Below are 18,759 nucleotides of genomic sequence, written 5' to 3' on the forward strand. Positions count from 1 at the left end.
ACGCGGACGACCCCGGTGAGATGCGATCTCATCGCTTTTCGCCGGTATCGCATTTTCATTAGAGGCAGTTCTCCCGAAAGTTGGCCGATGACTGAGCAAGCGTTGATATCCGAGTTGGAAAAACTGGTCTCCGAGGGCAGAAATCCGCAGACCATGCAGATCGATCTTCTGCCGACTGCCGATATTTTGCAGAAGATCAATGATGAAGACAAAGGCGTGCCATCGGCTGTCGAGAAGGTTATTCCGCATATCGCAGCGGCGGTTGACCGGGTCGTCACTGCCTTCCAAGCCGGGGGGAGGCTGATCTATATGGGAGCGGGAACCAGCGGCCGTTTGGGGGTTCTGGATGCTTCGGAATGTCCGCCAACCTTCGGTGTACCCGAAGGTGTGGTGGTAGGGCTGATTGCGGGCGGTCCCGAGGCGATGGTCAGAGCAATTGAAGGTGCTGAAGATGATCCTCATAGGGGTGAGCAAGCGCTGCGGGACATTGGGCTGACGGCACAGGATGTGGTTGTGGGGATCGCGGTCAGCGGGCGCACGCCCTACGTGATCGGCGGGCTGAATTACGCCAAACTGGTAGGGGCTTCGACCATCGCCTTGTCCTGCAACCCGGATTCAATCATTGCCGGAATTGCCGATATCGCGATTTCCCCCGTTGTCGGTCCGGAGGCTCTTACCGGGTCAACCCGCTTGAAATCCGGCACCGCGCAGAAGCTCATTCTCAACATGCTGACGACGGCCAGTATGATACGGATCGGTAAGAGCTATCAGAATCTCATGGTGGACGTGCACGCGAGCAACAAAAAACTCGTGGCCAGGGCGTCGCGTATTGTCATGCAGGCAACCGGTTGTACCACCGAGCAGGCGCGCCAAGCTCTCGATCAGACAAGCAATGATGTGAAGCTGGCGATATTGATGGTCAAAACGGGAATGGACGTGGAAAAAGCGCGGGTGGCGCTAAAAGATGCAGGAGGTTTTCTGCGAAAGGCGATAAATGCAAAACCGTTGTAAGACCATGCCGGTTTAGCAGGAAGTAAAACGAATCAAGCGTCCACAAGGCCGCTCAAAATAGCTCCAGAGGGAAAAAGAAAAATGAAAAGGCGTTCAACAGCGAAACTGGTTTCTTGTCTTGCAATAGCTGCAGCCCTTGGCGTGGCGATGGTGGGTTCGCCAGCAAGTGCGGCAACGCTGCGCATGGCCTGGTCGCAGGACGCGACGGGCCTCGATCCGCACAAGCAGACCGCATTCTCTTCCATAAGGCTGCTTGAGCTCATTTATGAGCCGCTCGTGCGTCTGGATGCCAACCTGCAGATCGTTCCGGCTCTTGCCGATTCCTGGCAGTTTTCATCCAACGGTACGGAATTGACCTTCAAACTCAACCCGAATGCAAAATTCCAGAACGGGGACCCGGTCACCTCAGCGGATGTGAAAGCGTCATTTGAGCGTATACTCAACGAGGCGACCGGTGCGGTGGCGCGGGCCAACTTCTTGTCGATTGCCAATATCGAAGCCGTTGACCCTCACACGGTGGTTTTTCATCTGTCCCAGCCGGATGTGCCGCTTCTGACGGCGATGACAAATCTGAACGCGGCGATCATTTCCGCGCGTGAAATTGAAAAAGGAGCGATCAGCACAACGCCTGCAGGTTCGGGGCCTTTCAAGCTTGAGAAGTGGGATCCGAATTCCCGCGAGATACTGGTTGCCAACAAGGCGTGGGCCGGAGGTGCAACAGGTGTCGAGGGCATCAATATCAGTGTTCTTCCCGACGAAACTGCGATCCTGGCGGCCATGCGCACCGGCCAGGTTGATTTTGCGCTGCTGAACGACCCTCTGATTGCAACGCTCATTCCACGGGAAGAGCGACTGGTCCTGAACCGTGCGCCTGTGCTTGCCTATCACGTGCTGCAGCTCAATCCGTCGCGCAAGCCAATGACCGAGCTTGCAGTACGGCAGGCCATTTCCTGCGCCATCGACCGGAAGGAAGTTCTCGATACGGCTTCCCTGGGAGAAGGCAAAGTGACGGGCCCGATAACGACACCATCCTTTGCAACCGATCCCAACAGCCTGTTCTGTTACAAGCGGGATGTCGAGAAGGCCAAGAAACTCATGGCCGATGCAGGATATGCGAAGGGATTCTCGGCCACGGTCATCGCGGCAACCGGCGAACCGCCGACAGCCGCCGCAGAGGCTCAGGTCATCCAATCCCAACTGGCCGAAATCGGCGTCAAACTCGATATCAAGGTCATGGAACTGAACGTCTATGTCGATACATGGCTGAAAGGCGATTTCGACATGGCTGTTGCCCTGAATGGCGGCAGTGCGGATCCCTATTCGATGTACAGCCGGTACTGGACCAAGACCGGAAACCTGCAAAAGGTTGCAAATTACATTGACGATACCCTGGACAGCCTCATGCAGAAGGGCCGCGCCGAGACCGATCCCGCAGCGCGCAAGGTCATTTTCAGTGATTTCGAAAAACATCTCGCAGAGATGTCTCCCTGGATCTGGCTCTATACCTCCTACAGCTATACGGCACAGCAAAAGAGTGTCCAGGGCTTCACTGCAACGCCCATCGGTTCGCTTTTCGGTCTCAGCAAGGTGACCGTCCAGCAATAGCTGGACTGGGATTGCCGATCACTTCTTACCCGGAGACGTTTCTGGATGGGTTATGTTACACGGCGTCTGGTGACGTTTCCGCTGGTTTTGATCGGCGTCTCAATACTTGTGTTCGTTGCAATCCGTCTCGTTCCCGGCGATGCCATCACGGCGATGCTGGGGACAGAGGCCGGGCTGTTGACGCCGCAACAACGCGTGGCGTTGACGGCCTATTTCGGCCTCGACCAGAATTGGCTCGTTCAATACTGGCACTGGCTGCTCGGGCTTTTCCGTGGCGATCTGGGTATCTCGGTCGCCTACGGAAAACCGGTGCTCGACGTAATATTTGATCGTTTTCCCCTGACTTTGGAATTGGCCTTTCTTTCCATGATCATTGCGCTTGCCATCGGTCTTCCGGCAGGGGTGTTCGCCGCAACCCATAATGGCAGGCCATCCGACCTGACAGTGCGCATCTTTGCCATGGTCGGCCAGTCAACACCGAGCTTCGTTGTCGGCCTTCTGATTATCTACATGCTGTCCGTCGGCTTCGGTGCGCTGCCGACTATGGGAGAGTTTTCACCCTTCTGGAAGGACCCGCTGCGTAACCTTAGCCAATTAATCTTTCCGGCCATCACGCTTGGATTGGCATTTGCCGCTTCCGTCACCCGCATATCCCGTTCGGCCATGCTCGATGTCCTGAGCGATGATTATGTCAGGACAGCACGCAGCAAGGGGGCGTCGGCGCGCAGTGTCATCTGGCGGCATGCGCTGCCGAATGCACTCATCCCGGTCGTCACTCTCAGCGGTATGGAATTCGGTTATCTGCTGGGCGGTGCCGTTCTCGTCGAGAAGATCTATGCGCTGCCAGGATTGGGGCGCGTGGTTCTCGACGCGATATTGCAGCGGGATTATGCCCTGTTGCAGGGAAGCGTGCTGTTCATTGCCTTCAACTTCATGGTCGTCAATCTTCTGGTCGACCTCGCTTATTCGGCGCTTGATCCCCGCATTCGTTTGGGAGAACGCTGATGCGCATCCTCCGCGCGATTTTTGGACATACAAGTGGCAGAATTGGCGGGGCCATCGTCCTGCTCTACCTCGTGATCGCCTTGCTCGGCCTTATGGGTTTCACACCGCATGACCCGTTGATGCAGAACCGTCTGGACCGCCTGCACTCTCCCACCATCACCTATTGGATGGGCACTGACCTGTTCGGCCGCGATGTCACCAGCCGTCTCATGCGTGGGGTAGGGCAGTCCTTTACCGTCGCCTTCCTGTCGGTTGCCTTTGCATCGCTTGCGGGAACTGTCCTTGGCCTGGCCGCGGCATGGTTCGGCCATCGGCTGGATGGCATCATCATGCGCCTGATGGATGTGTTGCTGGCATTTCCAGCCATTCTTCTCGCCCTTTTGGTCGTGGCAATTGTCGGGCCGGGAACCTGGACCAGCGTCGTGGCGATCGGGATTGTCTACACGCCCATATTCACCCGTGTCGTGCGCGGGCCGGCGCTGTCGCTGAAGGCACGCGATTTCGTTGACGCGGCGCGCACGTTCGGCAGCAGCCGCACATATATCTTGACGCGGCATCTCCTGCTCAATCTGGTGGCGCCGCTGACGGTCCAGATCACCCTGGCGCTGGCATGGGCTCTCCTGACGGAAGCGGGCCTCAGTTTCCTTGGTCTTGGCACACAGCCGCCCGCATCGTCGCTCGGTCTGATGCTGAGCGACAGCCGCAATCTGATGGAAACAGCCCCATGGCTGCTGGTCTTCCCCGGCCTTGCAATCATGGTGAGCATCCTTGGTTTCAACCTGCTCGGCGATGCGCTGCGCGATATCCTTGATCCGAGAATGCGGAGGTCAAACCCATGAGCCCGCTGCTCTCTGTCCGTGATTTGCGCGTCGGCTTCGGCCACGACCCCGAGGTCAATCAGGTTGTGCGCGGCGTAAGCTTTGATGTGGCCGCCGGAGAAACACTGGCGATCGTCGGTGAAAGCGGCTCCGGAAAATCCGTCACGGCGCTCTCAATCAATCGGCTCGTTGATTTTGGCGGGGGCCGCATCGTCTCCGGTTCCATAAAGCTGAAACGGGCCGATAGCAGCATTCTGGACCTGACGGCCGCGACGGAACCACAACTGACAAAAGTGCGCGGCGCTGAAATCGGCATGATTTTTCAGGAGCCGATGACATCGCTCAATCCCGTGCTTTCCATAGGCACGCAGATTGAAGAATCCTTTCGGCTCCATCGGGGTCTGACCGGAAAGCAGGCGCGTGCGGCTGCCAAGGACGCGCTCGATCGCGTGCGGATTCCCGATGCTCTACGGCGCTTGAACTATTATCCCAACCAGCTATCGGGCGGCATGCTCCAGCGCGTCATGATAGCAACGGCTTTGGCGTGCAACTCCCGTCTGCTGATTGCCGATGAGCCCACCACGGCATTGGACGTCACCGTGCAGGCACAGATCATGGCGCTTCTCGCAGAATTGAAGCGGGAAACCGGGATGTCGATGATTTTCATCACGCATGACATCGGCCTCGTCGCGGGAATTGCCGACAGGGTCATGGTGATGCAGAACGGGCAGGCGGTGGAACAAGGGGAGTCGAACCAGATACTCGATCACCCGCAACATCCCTATACGCAACATCTCCTGCATGCCGTCCCGCATTTCGCCAGCGGGCAGGCAGCGCGTACCGACGGCAAACGCAACAGCGAGGCATCAGTCGATCCGGCTCTCAGGGTTGACGGGCTTACGGTGCGGTTTCCGGTTACAACAGGTATTTTTCGCCGTTCCGCCGGTGCGGTTCACGCGGTGGAGGGCGTGGATTTTGACCTGATGCCAGGGGAAACACTGGCGATTGTCGGTGAAAGCGGCTCGGGGAAATCGACAACGGCGCGGGCCATTCTGGGTCTGACAAAATCCATGCGCGGCACCTTTTCTGCCGTCAGGCAGGAAGCCTCCGCACGGCAAAGCCAGCGGCCGGTGCAGATGGTTTTCCAGAACCCCTATGCTTCGCTCAATCCGCGGCTCTCCATTGCGAGCATTCTTGCCGAGCCGGTGATTGCCGCAGGCGGGCGGCTCGATGTCCAGACGCGCGAGAGAATGTCCATGCTGATCGAGCGCGTCGGCCTGCCGTCCAACAGCCTTGACCGCTATCCGCATGAATTCTCCGGCGGTCAACGCCAGCGCTTGTGCATTGCCCGGGCGCTGATGCTGAACCCTTCCGTTGTGGTTCTGGATGAAGCGGTTTCGGCGTTGGATGTGTCCGTGCAGGCCAAGGTATTGGATCTGCTTGTCGACCTGCAACGGGAATTCAATCTGGCCTATCTGTTCATCTCGCATGACATGGCCGTTGTCGAGCGGATCGCCCACAGGATTGCCGTCATGTATGCCGGACAGATTGTTGAAATCGGTCGTGCTGCAGCGGTGCTGGCAAATCCGCAGCATTCCTATACGCAAAGGCTCATTGCCGCCGTTCCGACGGTTAGCCGCCGCAAGGAGCACTTTGAACTGGATACGCGGCAGGTTCCGTCCCTGGTGCGCCAGCCGGGTTTTGAACCCGCCCCGGCCGACTGGACGCATTTTGGTGCCGATCACAAGGCACGTACCGAAGCTCCATCATATTCGCAAACGGCGGGATAGATCATGAGTGCATCTGATCGTACGGAACAGTTCGCCAATGCCGCGCTTTCCCGGTTGTTCAATCGCGCTTTTGCACCACTCGCCAACGCCGTAGCAACCAGCCGTATCCCCGGGGGCGTGTTCGGCATCGTTGATCGGGACCAGCGCCGGATCATCCAGGCGATTGGCTCAGCTCAACTCATTCCGAATATCAGGCCGATGCGGATCGACACGTGGTTCGACCTTGCATCGCTGACCAAGGTCATCTTTACGACACCGCGCATCCTTGCTTTGGCGGAAGCGGGCATCATTGATCTCGACGCACCGCTCATCTCCGTGCTGCCGGATCTACGCCAATATGACGCAAACGTCTGGGAGCGGAAAATCACCTTTAGGCAATGTCTCGGCCATCAGACGCCCTTGCCGGCCGTTGCCCCGATATACACATATGGCCGCGATCCGGATTTGCTGCGCAGCTTCATCCTGCAGCGTGAATGGCAGGCCGGGGAACCGGTCTATTCCGATATCAATTTCATTCTTCTGGGTTTTGTGCTGGAGCGCCTATCCAAGTGCTCCGTCCGTGACATGGACCCAGGAGCAGGCTTTGCGTTCTCTGCTGCATCTGATGCTGCGGCGGCCACCGAGGACTGCACCTGGCGTCACCGGGTGCTGTCGGGTGAGGTGCATGACGACAATTGTGCCGCCTTGCAGGGAGCCGGTCATGCCGGGCTGTTCGGAACGGCCCATTCCGTCCTGGATTTCGCGCAAGGTCTGCTGGATGGAACAGGAGCGTCCGAGCATGCGATTGCGCTCATGAAGAAACCTCTGTCCGCCAAACGCACCCATGGGTGGGAGCGGCCCTATGAGGACTGGTCAGGCGGAGGATTGTGTTCTGCGAACACGATCGGTCATACGGGCTTTACAGGTACTGGCCTGTGGATTGATTTCGACAAGGGCAGGGCCTGGACACTGCTCACCAACCGCATTCATCCGACACGCCATTTCGACAGTGGAATAACGTTGCTTCGGCAGGAAGTCGGCAATCTCGTCAACGGACAGTAGGAATTCAACCATGGAACCAATGTGGGCCGTTGGCCTGATGACCGGTACCGTACTTGACGGCAACATTGACGTTGCCCTGATCAAGACAGACGGCGAGCGCATAGAGGCGTTCGGCGCTTACGCGCTGACCCCCTATGACGCATCCGTTCGAAGCCTGCTGGAGGAGACGTTGAGCCAGGCCCGTGTCTGGAATTTCAATGGTCCCGAACCGGTGATCTTCCGGCAAGCCGAAGAGGCACTGACGCGCGCGCAATCCGCGGCAGTCCAGGATCTGGTCAACGGTGCCGGCCTGACAATGGCTGACATTGGCATCGTCGGTTTTCACGGCCAGACCGTTCTGCACCGCGCTCCCCAGGGCGGCCGTCTTGGCGCGACCCGCCAGCTCGGCGATGGCGAACTGATGAGCGCCATTCTTGGAACGAAAGTCGCCTATGATTTTCGCTCGGCTGATATGCGCTTGGGCGGGCAGGGTGCTCCTTTGTCGGCCGCGTATCATGCTGCACTGCTGCAGGCTGCCGGAGTGGGAAAGGACACCGCCATGCTGAACCTGGGCGGTGTTGCGAACATCACCTGGTGGGATGGCGATGGTGGCTTTGTCGCGTTCGATACCGGGCCTGCCAACGCGCCGCTCAACGATTTCGTCAAGTCGAAAGGGCTGGGCGAAATGGATCGGGACGGCGCTCTGGCTTTGGCTGGAATGGTTGACGAAGAACGCCTCTCCAGGCTCCTGCAGCATCCTTATCTGGCAGCACCTTATCCAAAATCATTGGACCGCTTCGATTTTGGTGCGGAAATGGCCGATGGCCTCAATGCACGGGATGGGGCGGCACTTCTGTCGGCATTTACCGCATCTGCCGTGGGGAAAGCGCTCGATCTCTTGCCGCAGCGGCCCGGCCGGCTGGTGGTTTGCGGAGGCGGCCGCCGCAATCCGGCGATCATGGCCATGCTTTCGGATCGCGCCGGCGTCGAGGTCCTGTCCGCCGAAACCTTGGGTTTGCGCGGCGACGCGGTCGAGGCGGAATGCTTTGGTTTTCTTGCGGTGCGTGTTCTCAGGAACCTGCCGATCAGTTTCCCGACGACGACAGGCGTTCGCGAGCCCACGCGCGGCGGACGCATTGCAGGCTAGTGGAACGAATTTGACATTTGCATCCCTCTTATACAGGCCATTGAGGCAAATATCAGAATCGGACCACTAGTCAGAGCCGTTTCTGCAGGAAGATGCGGTCACGCCCCATCGGAAAATCGGGCAGGGTCGCAAAGGTCTGGTATCCCTGCTTCTGGTAGGTCTTCGCGGCTTTCGGATTGAACGTATCAATATATGCGCCATGGCATCCGCGTTTCGCCGCTTCCCGTTCTGCGGCATCCAACATTCTGGCTGCCATGTGCTGTCCGCGAAAACTCTCATCCACCCACAACCATTGAATGTAGAGCCATCCCCACGCGGTGTAGCCCGATATTCCACTGACAACCCTATCCGCTTCATCGCGCACAAAGACCGCAAGGGCCACTCTTTGGCTCGGCCCGACGTCGCCATCATTGAATGCCGTCAGCTGATCTCCCAGGAATTTGAGATCGGTTGGCGAGGGGGCTTCTGTGACTTCGAGATGGATGTTCATTCTACCGCATGGACAAGTCAGGTCAGTAAAATCAGGCTAGAATAATAAATTCCCGATTTCAATGTTTTATGGATATTTTATTCCTTTCTGCAAAGAGCGTTGATGCTGATCCCACTTTGCCCAATGCGGCCTTCAGCCGTGGTTGATCATGATATGGCGAACGGCCGTATAATCCTCCAACGCGTAGATCGACATGTCCTTGCCATAGCCTGACTGCTTCACGCCGCCATGCGGCATTTCGTTGGTCAGCATGAAGTGGATGTTGATCCAGGTGCAGCCATATTGCAGCCGCGATGCGGTTCTCATCGCCTTGGAAATATCTTTCGTCCAGACCGAAGATGCGAGGCCGTAATCGCTGTCATTGGCCCATCTTACCGCCTCATCATCGGCACGGAAACGCGTCACGGAAACCACCGGACCGAACACCTCGCGGCGGACAATCTCGTCCTCCTGCGTCGCACCGGCAACGACGGTGGGCTGAAAGAAGAAGCCATTGGCGCTGCCCGCATGGCCGCCAGTGGTGATCTCGATGTGCTTCTGTTCCGTGGCGCGCTCCACAAAACTCGCCACACGATCGCGCTGGCGGCTGGAGATAAGCGGTCCGATCTCGTTGACCGTATCGTCGGCGTCGTTGAAGCGGATGGTGGAAACGGCCGAGGTGAGGTCAGCCACCAGTTTCTCGTAGATGCCATCCTGCGCATAGATGCGGCAGGCGGCCGTACAATCCTGGCCGGCATTGTAATAACCGAAGGTACGGATACCGTTGACCACCGCGTCAAGGTCCGCATCGTCATAGACGATGACAGGCGCCTTGCCGCCCAGTTCCAGATGAGTCCGCTTGACCGTCTTGGCGGCGGCCTGCAGCACCTTCTTGCCCGTGGCGATATCGCCGGTGATGGACACCATGCCAATCTTGGGGTGGTTGATCAGCGCGTTGCCGACCGTGTCGCCGCGGCCAAGAATGACGTTGACCACTCCTTCGGGGAGAATATCCGCCAGAAGCCGCGCCATTTTCAGCGCTGTCAGCGGTGTTTGTTCGGACGGCTTGAACACCACCGTATTGCCACCTGCAATAGCTGGCGCAAGTTTCCACGCCATCATCATCAGCGGGTAATTCCACGGCGCAATCGATCCGACAATGCCGACAGCGTCGCGGCGAACCATTGAGGTGTGGCCGGGCAGATATTCGCCCGCGACGGGCGCATGCATGGAACGGATGGCTCCGGCAAAGAACCGCCAGCAATCGATGATGGCGGGAAGTTCGTCATTGCGCACGGCATTGATCGGCTTGCCGCAGTTGAGCGCTTCAAGCGCGGCGAAATCATCCGCCTGTTTTTCAATGGCATCGGCAATCCGCAGGAGATAACCGGAGCGCTCGGCAGGTGTCGTCAGTGACCACGTCGCAAAGGCCCGTTCGGCCGCGTCGACAGCTGCATCGATCTGACTGTGGGAGGCTTCGGCAAGATCAATGATTGTCGCGCCGGTCTTCGGATTGAGGATATGCTCCTCGGCCTCGGTTCCGGCGACGAATGTCGACCCGATCAGCAGTTGCGTATCCATGTGTCGTTCTCCCATAGTCTTTGCATTATTTGCCGGAACCGGCGATCTGGTCGCCGTCACGTGTGAGGTAATAGGCGGCAAGGATCGGCAGGAATGTCACCAGCACGACGACCATCGCGACCACGTTGGTGACGGGCCGCTGGCGCGGGCGGATGAGTTCCTGCAGCATCCAGATCGGCAGGGTGGATTGCTGGCCGCCGGTGAATGTGGTGACGATGACTTCGTCGAAGGACAGGGCAAAGGCGAGCATGCCGCCCGCCAGCAGCGCCGTGCTGATATTCGGCAGGATGACATACCGAAATGTCTGGAAGCCGTTGGCACCGAGATCCATCGACGCTTCGACCAGTGAACCCGAAACACGGCGGAAGCGGGCCACCGCATTGTTATAGACAACCACGACGCAGAACGTGGCGTGACCAAGCACGATGGTCCAGATCGAGAAGGGAATGTCCGCCATGCTGAAGGCTGACCGCAGAGCAATGCCGGTGATGATGCCGGGCAGGGCAATCGGCAGGATGACCAGCAGTGAAATCGTCTCGCGCCCGAAGAACCGGGTCTGGCTGACAGCGGCGGCGCAGAGCGTGCCAAGCAGCAATGCGATGGCCGTGGCGATCGAGGCGACCCGGACCGAGAGGCTCAGCGCCTGCCACACATCCGGCCGGTTCCAGGTCACTGCGAACCATTGCAGTGTCAGGCCGGGCGGCGGGAATTGGTAACTCTTTTCTTCCGTGGTGAAGGCATAGAGGAAAATCAGCAGGATCGGCAGATGCAGGAAGAGCAGCCCGCCAGCGGCGGCAATCTTCAGGGCCAGCGGAGCAGAGGCGGAACGGTCAGAGCGCATCGAAAGCTCCCATTCTGCGGGCGGCCCAGAGATAGAGCCCCATGATGACGATCGGCACGACGGTAAAGGCGGCAGCAAGCGGGATGTTGCCCGCCGTGCCCTGCTGCGCATAGACGGCCTGGCCGATGAACAGACGCGATGAGCCGATGATCTGCGGAATGATGTAGTCACCCAGCGTCAACGAGAATGTGAAGATTGACCCCGCGACGATGCCGGGCAGAGCCAGCGGAAACAGTACATGGCGGAATGTCTGCTGCGGGGTGCTGCCAAGATCGGAGGAGGCCTCGATCAGATTGACCGGTACGCGTTCCAGCGATGCCTGGATCGGCAGGATCATGAAGGGCATCCAGACATAGACAAACACGATGAAGGTGCCGGTATAGCTGACCGAGAGGGAATTGCCGCCGATCACGGGGAGTGACAGCCACGCATCCAGCAGCCAGAGCAGGTTCAGCTTGGTCAGGAGCCAGGTCAGAATACCTTCCTTGGCAAGGATCAGTTTCCACGCGTAAATCTTGACGAGATAGCTCGACCACAGCGGCAGCATTACCCCGAGATAGAACAGCGCCTTCCATTTTCCCCTGGCATAGCGCGCCGCATAGTAGGCGATCGGAAAGGCGATCAGTGCGGAAAACAGGGTCACGATCGCCGCCATGCACACGGTGCGGATGATGATGTCGAGATTGGTCTCGTTCAGCAGCTGCCCGTAGGTGGCAAGCGTGAACTCGTAATTCACCAGGCCCGAATAATCATCGATGGAAAAGAAGCTCTGCAACAGGAGCGCGAGCAACGAACCCAAATAGATGATGCCGAGCCACAGCAGCGGCGGAGCCAGCATCACTGCCAGGAAAACATGCGGATGTTTCCAGAAGAAATCCGATATGCGGCCGGCAAGACCGGGCCTTTGGGTTGATATGGCCTGTTCGCCGGTGATGGCGCTCATCACACCGCCTCCATAAGATGAAGATCGGCCGGGGCAAAACTCAATGTGACCTTGCTGCCTTCTTCCGGAACAGGACTTGCCGCCGGGCTGGTCACATGAAGTTTGGTCCCGCTGACATCGACGGTGATACGGTTCGATGCACCAAGGAAGCTGCGCGACAGGACAATGCCGGACAGCGAGAGCTGACCGTCTTTCTTGCCGGTAAGCTCGATGGCTTCGGGACGCAGGCTGGCGAGTTGCCGGCCCGCGCCAAGCTGGGTGACAAATTCCGGTTGCAGGATATTGGACGAGCCGACGAAATCGGCGACAAACCGCGTCTTCGGCCGCTTGTAGACATCTTCCGGCGTACCAAGTTGCCGGATCCTGCCTTCGTTGAACACGGCGATGCGGTCGGCCATGGACAGGGCTTCGCCTTGATCATGGGTGACAAAGACAAAGGTGATGCCGAGCGATTTCTGCAGGATCTTCAATTCCTCCTGCATCTGTTCACGCAGCTTGAGATCAAGCGCACCCAATGGCTCGTCTAGCAGAAGGACTTTAGGCTTGTTGACGAGGGCGCGTGCAAGCGCAACGCGCTGGCGCTGGCCGCCGGAAAGCTGACCGGGCCGCCGCGTGCCGTACCCAGGCAGCTTGACCATCGCAAGCGCATCTTCCGCAGCCTTGCGCCGTTCTTCCCGCGCCACGCCCTTGACCATCAGGCCATAGGCGACATTGTCGAGGATACTCAGATGCGGAAACAATGCATAATCCTGAAACACCGTATTGACGTTGCGCCGGTACGGCGGCACGCCCTCCGCCGTCTCGCCGAAAATCTCGATATGGCCGCCGGTTGGCTGTTCGAACCCCGCCATCAGGCGCAGGCAGGTGGTCTTGCCCGAGCCGGAGGGGCCAAGCATGGCAAAGAATTCCCCTTCGGCAACGGCAAGATCAACCGCATCGACGGCGCGAACCGCTCCGAAATGGCGCGATACGTTTTCAAACAGGACAGCAGCTGTCATGTCTCACTCCATGTTTCAGGCATGCTTGCCGGGCGAACCACACACCGCAGCGTGATACCGGGGATCAGCGGCCGCCAATGACACCGATGTAATCGGACACCCAGCGGTGATACGGCACGCATTCACTCTGGCTTTCGCACTTGGCAACCGGCGTCCTCCAGAATTTGATCTTGTCAAAATCATTGTAGCCGTTGGTCGCGCAGCCTTCGTCCGTGAGGAGTTCATTGCCTTTGCAGGCTGCGCCGACGGATGGGTTGGCGCCGAACCACGCGGAAACATCGCCTTGCACCTTTGCGGAAAGGCTGTGTTCCATCCACATATAGGCGCAGTTCGGATGCGTGCTTTCCGCATGCAGCATGGTCGTATCAGCCCAGCCGGTCGTGCCTTCTTCCGGGAAATTCGAAGCAACGGGTTGCTTTTCCGACTTCAGCAAATTGACCTGAAAAGGCCACGAACCGGAAGCGACAACGCCTTCATTCTTGAAGTCATCGACCTGGATCATTGCATCGTGCCAGTAACGGCCGGCGAGTTTGCGTTGCCCGCGCAACAGCTCAAGGGCTGCCTTGTACTGGTCTTCGTTCAACTCATAGGGGCTTTTGATGCCAAGTTCCGGCTTATGGAACATCAGATAGTTGGCGGCGTCGGCTATATGGATCGGACCGTCATAGGCCTGCACGCGGCCCTTGTTGGACTTGCCGTCCGGCAGGGTCATTTCCTCGAAGACAACGTTCCAGCTCTTTGGCGGTTTACCTTTGAAGACCTCGGTATTGTACATCAGGACGTTCGGACCCCAGACATAGGGCACGCCATAATGCACGCCCTTGACCGTGTACCAAGGAGCATCCTGCAGGCGTTTGTCGATTGTCTTCCAGCTCGGGATAAGATCAGTGTTGATGGGCTGGACGCGTTTGCCGGCCACGAGGCGCAGCGAGGCATCACCGGAGGCGGTTACGAGATCGAAGCCGCCTTCGTTCATCAGCGCCACCATCTCGTCCGATGTGGCGGCCGTCTTGACGCTGACCTTGCAGCCGGTTTCCTTTTCGAAGCCGGTAACCCAGTCATAGGCCTTGTCGGTGTCGCCGCGCTCGATATAGCCGGCCCAGGCAACGATGGAAAGTTCGCCTTCGCCCTTGCCCAATTGCTTCAAGGCCTCCTGAGCCATGACCTGCGTGCAGAAGGCAAGCGAAAGGGTCAGCGCCGTGCAGGATTTCAGAAACTGCTTCATCTTGAGTCTCCCGATTGTGGTGCCGCCTTTGCGGCGTGTGTTCCCGGGAGAAAAAGTGCCTCTCTTTTGCCGCTTTCGCAAATTCATTAATCAGAAGGGCGCTATCGGTTTTTCCGATATCATCGCGTACGACCGCTGCGCAGCGCTTCGGCGATGCCGACAAAATCACGCGCCGCCTGCGGCAGGCTGGATCCCTTGCGCCAGACCATGCCTACCTGCACCACCGGGAGCGCGCCGGAAACGTCACGGCTTTCGATGCGGTCGCCTTCCAGTGACCAGGGGCGGTAGACCAGATCAGGCAATAGCGCGATGCCTGCGCCAGTCGCCACGAGGCTGCGGACCGCTTCGACGGATCGGGTACGGAAAGCGACATGTGGGCGGGCGCCCAATGCTGTCAGCAGCTTGCCGGTGTTCTCCTCGATTTCGTCGACCGTCAGCATGATCAGTGGTTCCTTGGCGATATCATTGATGGAAATGATATCGGCACTGACCAGGGGATGGCCAAGCGGCAGCCACAGCCGGTAGGGCGAGGTCTCGATGATTTCCGCCTGCAGGGCCATGCGGTCGCGCAGGTTGGAAATGACCATGACGGCGACATCCAGCTCGCCGCCGATCAGCAGGTGTTCGAGATAAGAGCCATTATCCTCGATGGCGCTGACTTCCACTCCTGGGCACGCACGGCGATAGCGGGCGAGCAGATCGGACAGGACATAACCGGCGACGAGCGAGGTGACACCCAATTGCAGCTTGCCGGCATCGGTCGGCCTGTCCTCGGAGAAGGAGCGGCGTGCATCGGAAACGTCGGCCAGTATCTTGGTGGCATGGCGCAGGAACTGATGGCCGTTATAGGTGATGTGCAAGCCGCGTGGGTGGCGTTCGAACAGCTCGACGCCCAGATCGGTTTCAAGCTCCTTGATGGCTTCGGTGATGGACGACTGCGAAATCGACAGGTTCTGCGCGGCGCGGGTGATCGAGCCCTGTTCCGCGACGGCGACGAAATATTGCAACTGCCGGAGTGTGAATGCCATGCACGGATTAATACCGGCAAAGCAGAGCATGGCAAGCGGTCTGACGCGGGACGGCCCATCCGTGCCAGACCGCCCGTTTCTGTCAAACGAGCTTTATGATGTGTGGCAGTCGGGCGCCCGCCACCACATTGCCATCGGCCGCAAAAAGATGGGCCTTGGCCGGATCAAAAAAGGCCTCCAGCGTTTCTCCAACCGCCACCTGTCCATCGAGAACAACCGTAATCGTTTGTCCATTCGCCGCGGTCGCGTAGACCACGGTTTGACCGCCCAGGCTCTCGACCAGCACGACTTTCAACGGACCGAGGGAGGTACCGGTATTGGGGTCGATGGTGATATGTTCAGGGCGGATACCCAATGTCATGGGGATGTCCGCCCGCCCGCCCGCTGCTGATGCAGTTGCGTCAGCATCGGCCTTGATCTCCGCGGTGGAGATCTGCAGGAAGTTCATTTTCGGCGAGCCGATGAAGCCGGCGACAAACAGGTTGCGCGGATGATTGTATAGATCAAGGGGCGCACCGACCTGTTCGATCCTGCCATCGCGCAAGACAACGATCTTGTCCGCCATGGTCATCGCCTCGACCTGGTCATGCGTGACGTAGATCGTCGTGTTACCCAGTCGCTGCTGGAGTTTGGCGATCTCCACGCGCATCTGAACCCGCAGTTCCGCGTCCAGGTTTGAGAGAGGTTCGTCGAACAGGAAGATTTTCGGTTCGCGCACAATGGCGCGGCCAATGGCAACACGCTGACGCTGCCCGCCGGAGAGCTGCTTCGGCTTGCGGTTCAACAGCGGTTCAATTTGCAGAATCTCAGCGGCCCGCTGAACCCGTTTTGCTATTTCAGCCCGCGGCAGCCGCGCGGTTTCGAGACCAAAAGCAAGGTTCTTGTAGACGCTCATATGGGGGTAAAGCGCGTATGACTGAAAAACCATCGCAATTCCCCGCTCTGACGGCGTGACAGCATTCATGCGCTCGCCATCAATCAGCAGGTCCCCGTCGCTGATGGCTTCAAGACCTGCAATCATCCGCAGCAATGTCGACTTGCCGCAACCGGACGGACCGACGAAGACGGTGAATTCGCCGGGATCGATCGTCAGGTTGACGCCGTGGATGACCTGAAGATTACCGTAGCTCTTTACAACATTCTGAAGCTCAACTGCGGTTGCCATGCGGGACCTCATCAGTCTGACGGAATGCGGCGGGGACCCAGCTTTCATAGTTCGGGTGGTCGTTCGGAATTGGCAACTCCACATCCTGGTGCGTCAGTGATGAATAGTAGAATGCGGTGACCAGTTCGAGTGCCCTGCGTGAATCGGCGCTTGTCACCGGAAGCGCGCTATCATTTTCAAGCGCATCGAAGAACCGTGCCATTTGCGTCTGGAAGCGCGACGGAACATGTTTCCAGTCTTTGAGCAGGACGTCGATCTTGTCCTTCGTTGCCTGATCCCGTGGCAGGATAACCCAGGGTTTTGCGCCGGGGTTATAGGCCTCGTGGTCGCTTTCGAACGTCACGTGCTCGAAGGTGAGACGGATACGGGTGATTTCATCGGCAGAGCCCAGGGTGGCGGTGAAGCTGGCAAGCGCGCCGTTGGTCAGTTCGATCGAGGCGGTGACGCAGTCTTCCACCTCGATCTTGTTGACTCTGGTGGCGACCCGGCCAAACAGACGTTTGATATCCCCCATCAGATAATTGAACAGATCGTGCTGGTGAATGGCGTGTGTCATCAACACACCGCCGAGTTCCGTTGCCCATTTGCCGCGCCATGGCACCTCGTAGTAGTCCGGTCCGCGCGTCCAGAATGTTTCGACGGAACCGATAAAGGGTTTTCCGGCGATACCGGCGTCGATAATGGCCTTTGCCTGCTCGATCCCGTCACCAAAGCGGTATTGGAACACCGGCATCAGGCGGCCCTTGGACAATTTCTCCTGGGCGATAACCTGATCCACCTCGGATAGCGACCCGACGAGTGGCTTCTCGCAGATAACGTGCTTTCCTGCCTTCAGCGCCTTCATGACCATGGGGAAATGCAGTTTCGGCGGCGTGCAGATATCGATGATATCCAGATCGTCCATGGCCAGCAGGTCGTCGAAATCAGCGATCCGGCGCTCGACGGCGAATTCATCCGCAAGCGCGTGCATTTTTTTCTCGTCGATGTCGCAGATGGCGAGGAGCCTGAATTTGTCGGCATTGGGGACATAGCCCTCGACAATGTGGCTTCTGCCGATACCGCATCCGACGACGGCGACTGTTCTGAGGCGTGTCATTGATTCCACTCCGTAGCGCGCTCGGCCAGTTGCTGAGCGGTCAAGGCAAGTTTCATAGCGTTGAAGCAGCGTTCCTGCGGCATGGCCGTTTCGGTCCGGTTGCGCACGTCGTCAAGGAATTGCCGCCCAAAAGGCAGGTCGACGGCCGTACAGTCCAGGTGCTGGATACCATCCGCATTGACCAGGAAAAGGTGGTCTGTTCCAGGACGTCCATTGATGTCGATATATTTGCGAAGCTCGATATATCCTTCCGTGCCGAGGATGGTCAGGCGGCCGTCGCCCCAGGTGGGAAGTCCCTGCGGCGTGAACCAGTCAACGCGGACATAGCCGGATGTGCGTTCTGTCTTCATGTGGACATCGCCGATGTCCTGCAGGCCGGGCCGACCGGCATTGGCCCGGTTGGCAACGGTGGCGGAAATGATTTCCCCGTCGATCGCATTGGAAAAGAACAGAAACTGTTCAAACTGGTGGCTGGCGATATCGCAGAGAATTCCACCGTATTGTGCTCTGTCAAAGAACCAGTCAGGCCGGTGGTTGTTGCGGATGGCGTGGGGCCCGAGACCGACGGTGTTGATAACCTCGCCAATCGCTCCTTGAGCGACAAGGCTGCCCGCCTTGACCGTGGCCGGCACCTCAAAATGCTCGGAATACAGGACGCTGTATATTCGCCCGGTCGCCTTCTGGACCGCGCGAATGTCCGACAGCTGTTCAAAGCTTGTCATTCCCGGCTTGTCAGACAGGACATCCTTGCCGTGCTGCATGGCGGTAATCGATATTGCAGCGCGCTCGGCGGGAATTGCGGCTGTCGTTATGATCTGGATGGACGGGTCGTCGAAAATCGCGCGCGGATCGGCAACGCGTATGGCTTCCGGAAATTTGCCGGAAAATGCGGCGGCAAGATCGTCTTCCTGTGCATGGAAGGAGACGAGCCGTGCGCCTGCTCGTTTCAGGCACTCGACCTGTCCATAGATATGGCTGTGATTGATGCCAATGGCTGCAAAATTCAGATGGGACATG

The 18,759-nt window shown here is 58.4% G+C and carries 17 protein-coding genes; 7 read left to right on the forward strand and 10 right to left on the reverse strand.

The window, feature by feature from the left end:
• The first annotated feature begins 87 nt into the window (after window positions 1-87).
• The 7 genes from murQ (at window position 88) to ACZ5FP_RS19620 (ending at window position 8,396) form a co-directional block, all read left to right on the forward strand.
• The gene (gene murQ / locus ACZ5FP_RS19590; RefSeq protein WP_464663782.1) at window positions 88-1,011 is read left to right on the forward strand and encodes an N-acetylmuramic acid 6-phosphate etherase; all 924 of its coding nucleotides are present in this window, start codon (window positions 88-90) and stop codon (window positions 1,009-1,011) included.
• A gap of 81 nt (window positions 1,012-1,092) precedes the next feature.
• Window positions 1,093-2,616, forward strand: a complete 1,524-nt coding sequence (locus ACZ5FP_RS19595) for an ABC transporter substrate-binding protein (RefSeq protein ID WP_464663784.1) — start codon at window positions 1,093-1,095, stop codon at window positions 2,614-2,616.
• Between the two features lie 45 nt (window positions 2,617-2,661).
• Entirely contained in the window at window positions 2,662-3,621 is a 960-nt protein-coding gene (locus ACZ5FP_RS19600; protein WP_346308264.1) for an ABC transporter permease, read from the forward strand.
• Window positions 3,621-4,460, forward strand: coding sequence for an ABC transporter permease (locus tag ACZ5FP_RS19605; RefSeq protein ID WP_464663786.1), 840 nt, complete (start codon window positions 3,621-3,623; stop codon window positions 4,458-4,460). The genes ACZ5FP_RS19600 and ACZ5FP_RS19605 overlap by 1 nt, the downstream gene beginning before the upstream one ends.
• Window positions 4,457-6,229 carry an ABC transporter ATP-binding protein gene (locus ACZ5FP_RS19610; protein ID WP_464663788.1) on the forward strand — a complete coding sequence of 591 codons (1,773 nt, stop codon included), beginning with the start codon at window positions 4,457-4,459 and terminating at the stop codon, window positions 6,227-6,229. Before ACZ5FP_RS19605 ends, ACZ5FP_RS19610 begins: the two co-directional genes overlap by 4 nt.
• A gap of 3 nt (window positions 6,230-6,232) precedes the next feature.
• Window positions 6,233-7,270, forward strand: a complete 1,038-nt coding sequence (locus tag ACZ5FP_RS19615; RefSeq protein WP_464663790.1) for a serine hydrolase domain-containing protein — start codon at window positions 6,233-6,235, stop codon at window positions 7,268-7,270.
• A 10-nt stretch (window positions 7,271-7,280) separates the two neighbouring features.
• A complete protein-coding gene (locus tag ACZ5FP_RS19620; RefSeq protein WP_464663792.1) occupies window positions 7,281-8,396 on the forward strand; it encodes an anhydro-N-acetylmuramic acid kinase in 1,116 nt (371 codons plus the stop codon).
• Window positions 8,397-8,466: 70 nt separating this feature from the next.
• On the opposite strand, the gene ACZ5FP_RS19625 is transcribed toward ACZ5FP_RS19620, so the two are convergent.
• From ACZ5FP_RS19625 to ACZ5FP_RS19670, 10 genes are all read right to left on the reverse strand, one after another.
• Window positions 8,467-8,886: a GNAT family N-acetyltransferase gene (locus tag ACZ5FP_RS19625; RefSeq protein WP_464663793.1), complete on the reverse strand. Its 420-nt coding sequence runs from the start codon at window positions 8,884-8,886 to the stop codon at window positions 8,467-8,469.
• A 132-nt stretch (window positions 8,887-9,018) separates the two neighbouring features.
• On the reverse strand, window positions 9,019-10,446 hold the full coding sequence (locus ACZ5FP_RS19630; protein WP_464663795.1) for a gamma-aminobutyraldehyde dehydrogenase: 1,428 nt from the start codon (window positions 10,444-10,446) through the stop codon (window positions 9,019-9,021).
• A gap of 25 nt (window positions 10,447-10,471) precedes the next feature.
• Window positions 10,472-11,287 (reverse strand): ABC transporter permease, encoded by an 816-nt coding sequence (locus tag ACZ5FP_RS19635; protein ID WP_464663796.1) that lies wholly within the window; start codon window positions 11,285-11,287, stop codon window positions 10,472-10,474.
• The gene (locus ACZ5FP_RS19640; protein ID WP_463012501.1) at window positions 11,277-12,230 is read right to left on the reverse strand and encodes an ABC transporter permease; all 954 of its coding nucleotides are present in this window, start codon (window positions 12,228-12,230) and stop codon (window positions 11,277-11,279) included. Before ACZ5FP_RS19640 ends, ACZ5FP_RS19635 begins: the two co-directional genes overlap by 11 nt.
• Window positions 12,230-13,228 carry an ABC transporter ATP-binding protein gene (locus ACZ5FP_RS19645; RefSeq protein ID WP_464663798.1) on the reverse strand — a complete coding sequence of 333 codons (999 nt, stop codon included), beginning with the start codon at window positions 13,226-13,228 and terminating at the stop codon, window positions 12,230-12,232. Before ACZ5FP_RS19645 ends, ACZ5FP_RS19640 begins: the two co-directional genes overlap by 1 nt.
• 64 nt (window positions 13,229-13,292) lie before the next feature.
• Window positions 13,293-14,453 carry an ABC transporter substrate-binding protein gene (locus ACZ5FP_RS19650; protein ID WP_464663800.1) on the reverse strand — a complete coding sequence of 387 codons (1,161 nt, stop codon included), beginning with the start codon at window positions 14,451-14,453 and terminating at the stop codon, window positions 13,293-13,295.
• Window positions 14,454-14,572: 119 nt separating this feature from the next.
• Window positions 14,573-15,481, reverse strand: a complete 909-nt coding sequence (locus ACZ5FP_RS19655; protein WP_223614295.1) for a LysR family transcriptional regulator — start codon at window positions 15,479-15,481, stop codon at window positions 14,573-14,575.
• 82 nt (window positions 15,482-15,563) lie between these two features.
• Window positions 15,564-16,646 (reverse strand): ABC transporter ATP-binding protein, encoded by a 1,083-nt coding sequence (locus ACZ5FP_RS19660; protein WP_464663803.1) that lies wholly within the window; start codon window positions 16,644-16,646, stop codon window positions 15,564-15,566.
• The gene (locus ACZ5FP_RS19665; RefSeq protein WP_464663805.1) at window positions 16,630-17,742 is read right to left on the reverse strand and encodes a Gfo/Idh/MocA family protein; all 1,113 of its coding nucleotides are present in this window, start codon (window positions 17,740-17,742) and stop codon (window positions 16,630-16,632) included. The genes ACZ5FP_RS19660 and ACZ5FP_RS19665 overlap by 17 nt, the downstream gene beginning before the upstream one ends.
• Window positions 17,739-18,758, reverse strand: a complete 1,020-nt coding sequence (locus ACZ5FP_RS19670; RefSeq protein ID WP_464663806.1) for a Gfo/Idh/MocA family protein — start codon at window positions 18,756-18,758, stop codon at window positions 17,739-17,741. The genes ACZ5FP_RS19665 and ACZ5FP_RS19670 overlap by 4 nt, the downstream gene beginning before the upstream one ends.
• Window position 18,759 lies beyond the last annotated feature (1 nt).

It is taken from the genome of Phyllobacterium sp. T2-21 (assembly GCF_055378485.1).

Bases quoted from the DNA above. Each gene is read 5' to 3' on its own strand.
- murQ (WP_464663782.1), top strand. From the start codon at position 88: ATGACTGAGCAAGCGTTGATATCCGAGTTGGAAAAACTGGTCTCCGAG.
- ACZ5FP_RS19595 (WP_464663784.1), top strand. From the start codon at position 1,093: ATGAAAAGGCGTTCAACAGCGAAACTGGTTTCTTGTCTTGCAATAGCT.
- ACZ5FP_RS19600 (WP_346308264.1), top strand. From the start codon at position 2,662: ATGGGTTATGTTACACGGCGTCTGGTGACGTTTCCGCTGGTTTTGATC.
- ACZ5FP_RS19605 (WP_464663786.1), top strand. From the start codon at position 3,621: ATGCGCATCCTCCGCGCGATTTTTGGACATACAAGTGGCAGAATTGGC.
- ACZ5FP_RS19610 (WP_464663788.1), top strand. From the start codon at position 4,457: ATGAGCCCGCTGCTCTCTGTCCGTGATTTGCGCGTCGGCTTCGGCCAC.
- ACZ5FP_RS19615 (WP_464663790.1), top strand. From the start codon at position 6,233: ATGAGTGCATCTGATCGTACGGAACAGTTCGCCAATGCCGCGCTTTCC.
- ACZ5FP_RS19620 (WP_464663792.1), top strand. From the start codon at position 7,281: ATGGAACCAATGTGGGCCGTTGGCCTGATGACCGGTACCGTACTTGAC.
- ACZ5FP_RS19625 (WP_464663793.1), bottom strand. From the start codon at position 8,886: ATGAACATCCATCTCGAAGTCACAGAAGCCCCCTCGCCAACCGATCTC.
- ACZ5FP_RS19630 (WP_464663795.1), bottom strand. From the start codon at position 10,446: ATGGATACGCAACTGCTGATCGGGTCGACATTCGTCGCCGGAACCGAG.
- ACZ5FP_RS19635 (WP_464663796.1), bottom strand. From the start codon at position 11,287: ATGCGCTCTGACCGTTCCGCCTCTGCTCCGCTGGCCCTGAAGATTGCC.
- ACZ5FP_RS19640 (WP_463012501.1), bottom strand. From the start codon at position 12,230: ATGAGCGCCATCACCGGCGAACAGGCCATATCAACCCAAAGGCCCGGT.
- ACZ5FP_RS19645 (WP_464663798.1), bottom strand. From the start codon at position 13,228: ATGACAGCTGCTGTCCTGTTTGAAAACGTATCGCGCCATTTCGGAGCG.
- ACZ5FP_RS19650 (WP_464663800.1), bottom strand. From the start codon at position 14,453: ATGAAGCAGTTTCTGAAATCCTGCACGGCGCTGACCCTTTCGCTTGCC.
- ACZ5FP_RS19655 (WP_223614295.1), bottom strand. From the start codon at position 15,481: ATGGCATTCACACTCCGGCAGTTGCAATATTTCGTCGCCGTCGCGGAA.
- ACZ5FP_RS19660 (WP_464663803.1), bottom strand. From the start codon at position 16,646: ATGGCAACCGCAGTTGAGCTTCAGAATGTTGTAAAGAGCTACGGTAAT.
- ACZ5FP_RS19665 (WP_464663805.1), bottom strand. From the start codon at position 17,742: ATGACACGCCTCAGAACAGTCGCCGTCGTCGGATGCGGTATCGGCAGA.
- ACZ5FP_RS19670 (WP_464663806.1), bottom strand. From the start codon at position 18,758: ATGTCCCATCTGAATTTTGCAGCCATTGGCATCAATCACAGCCATATC.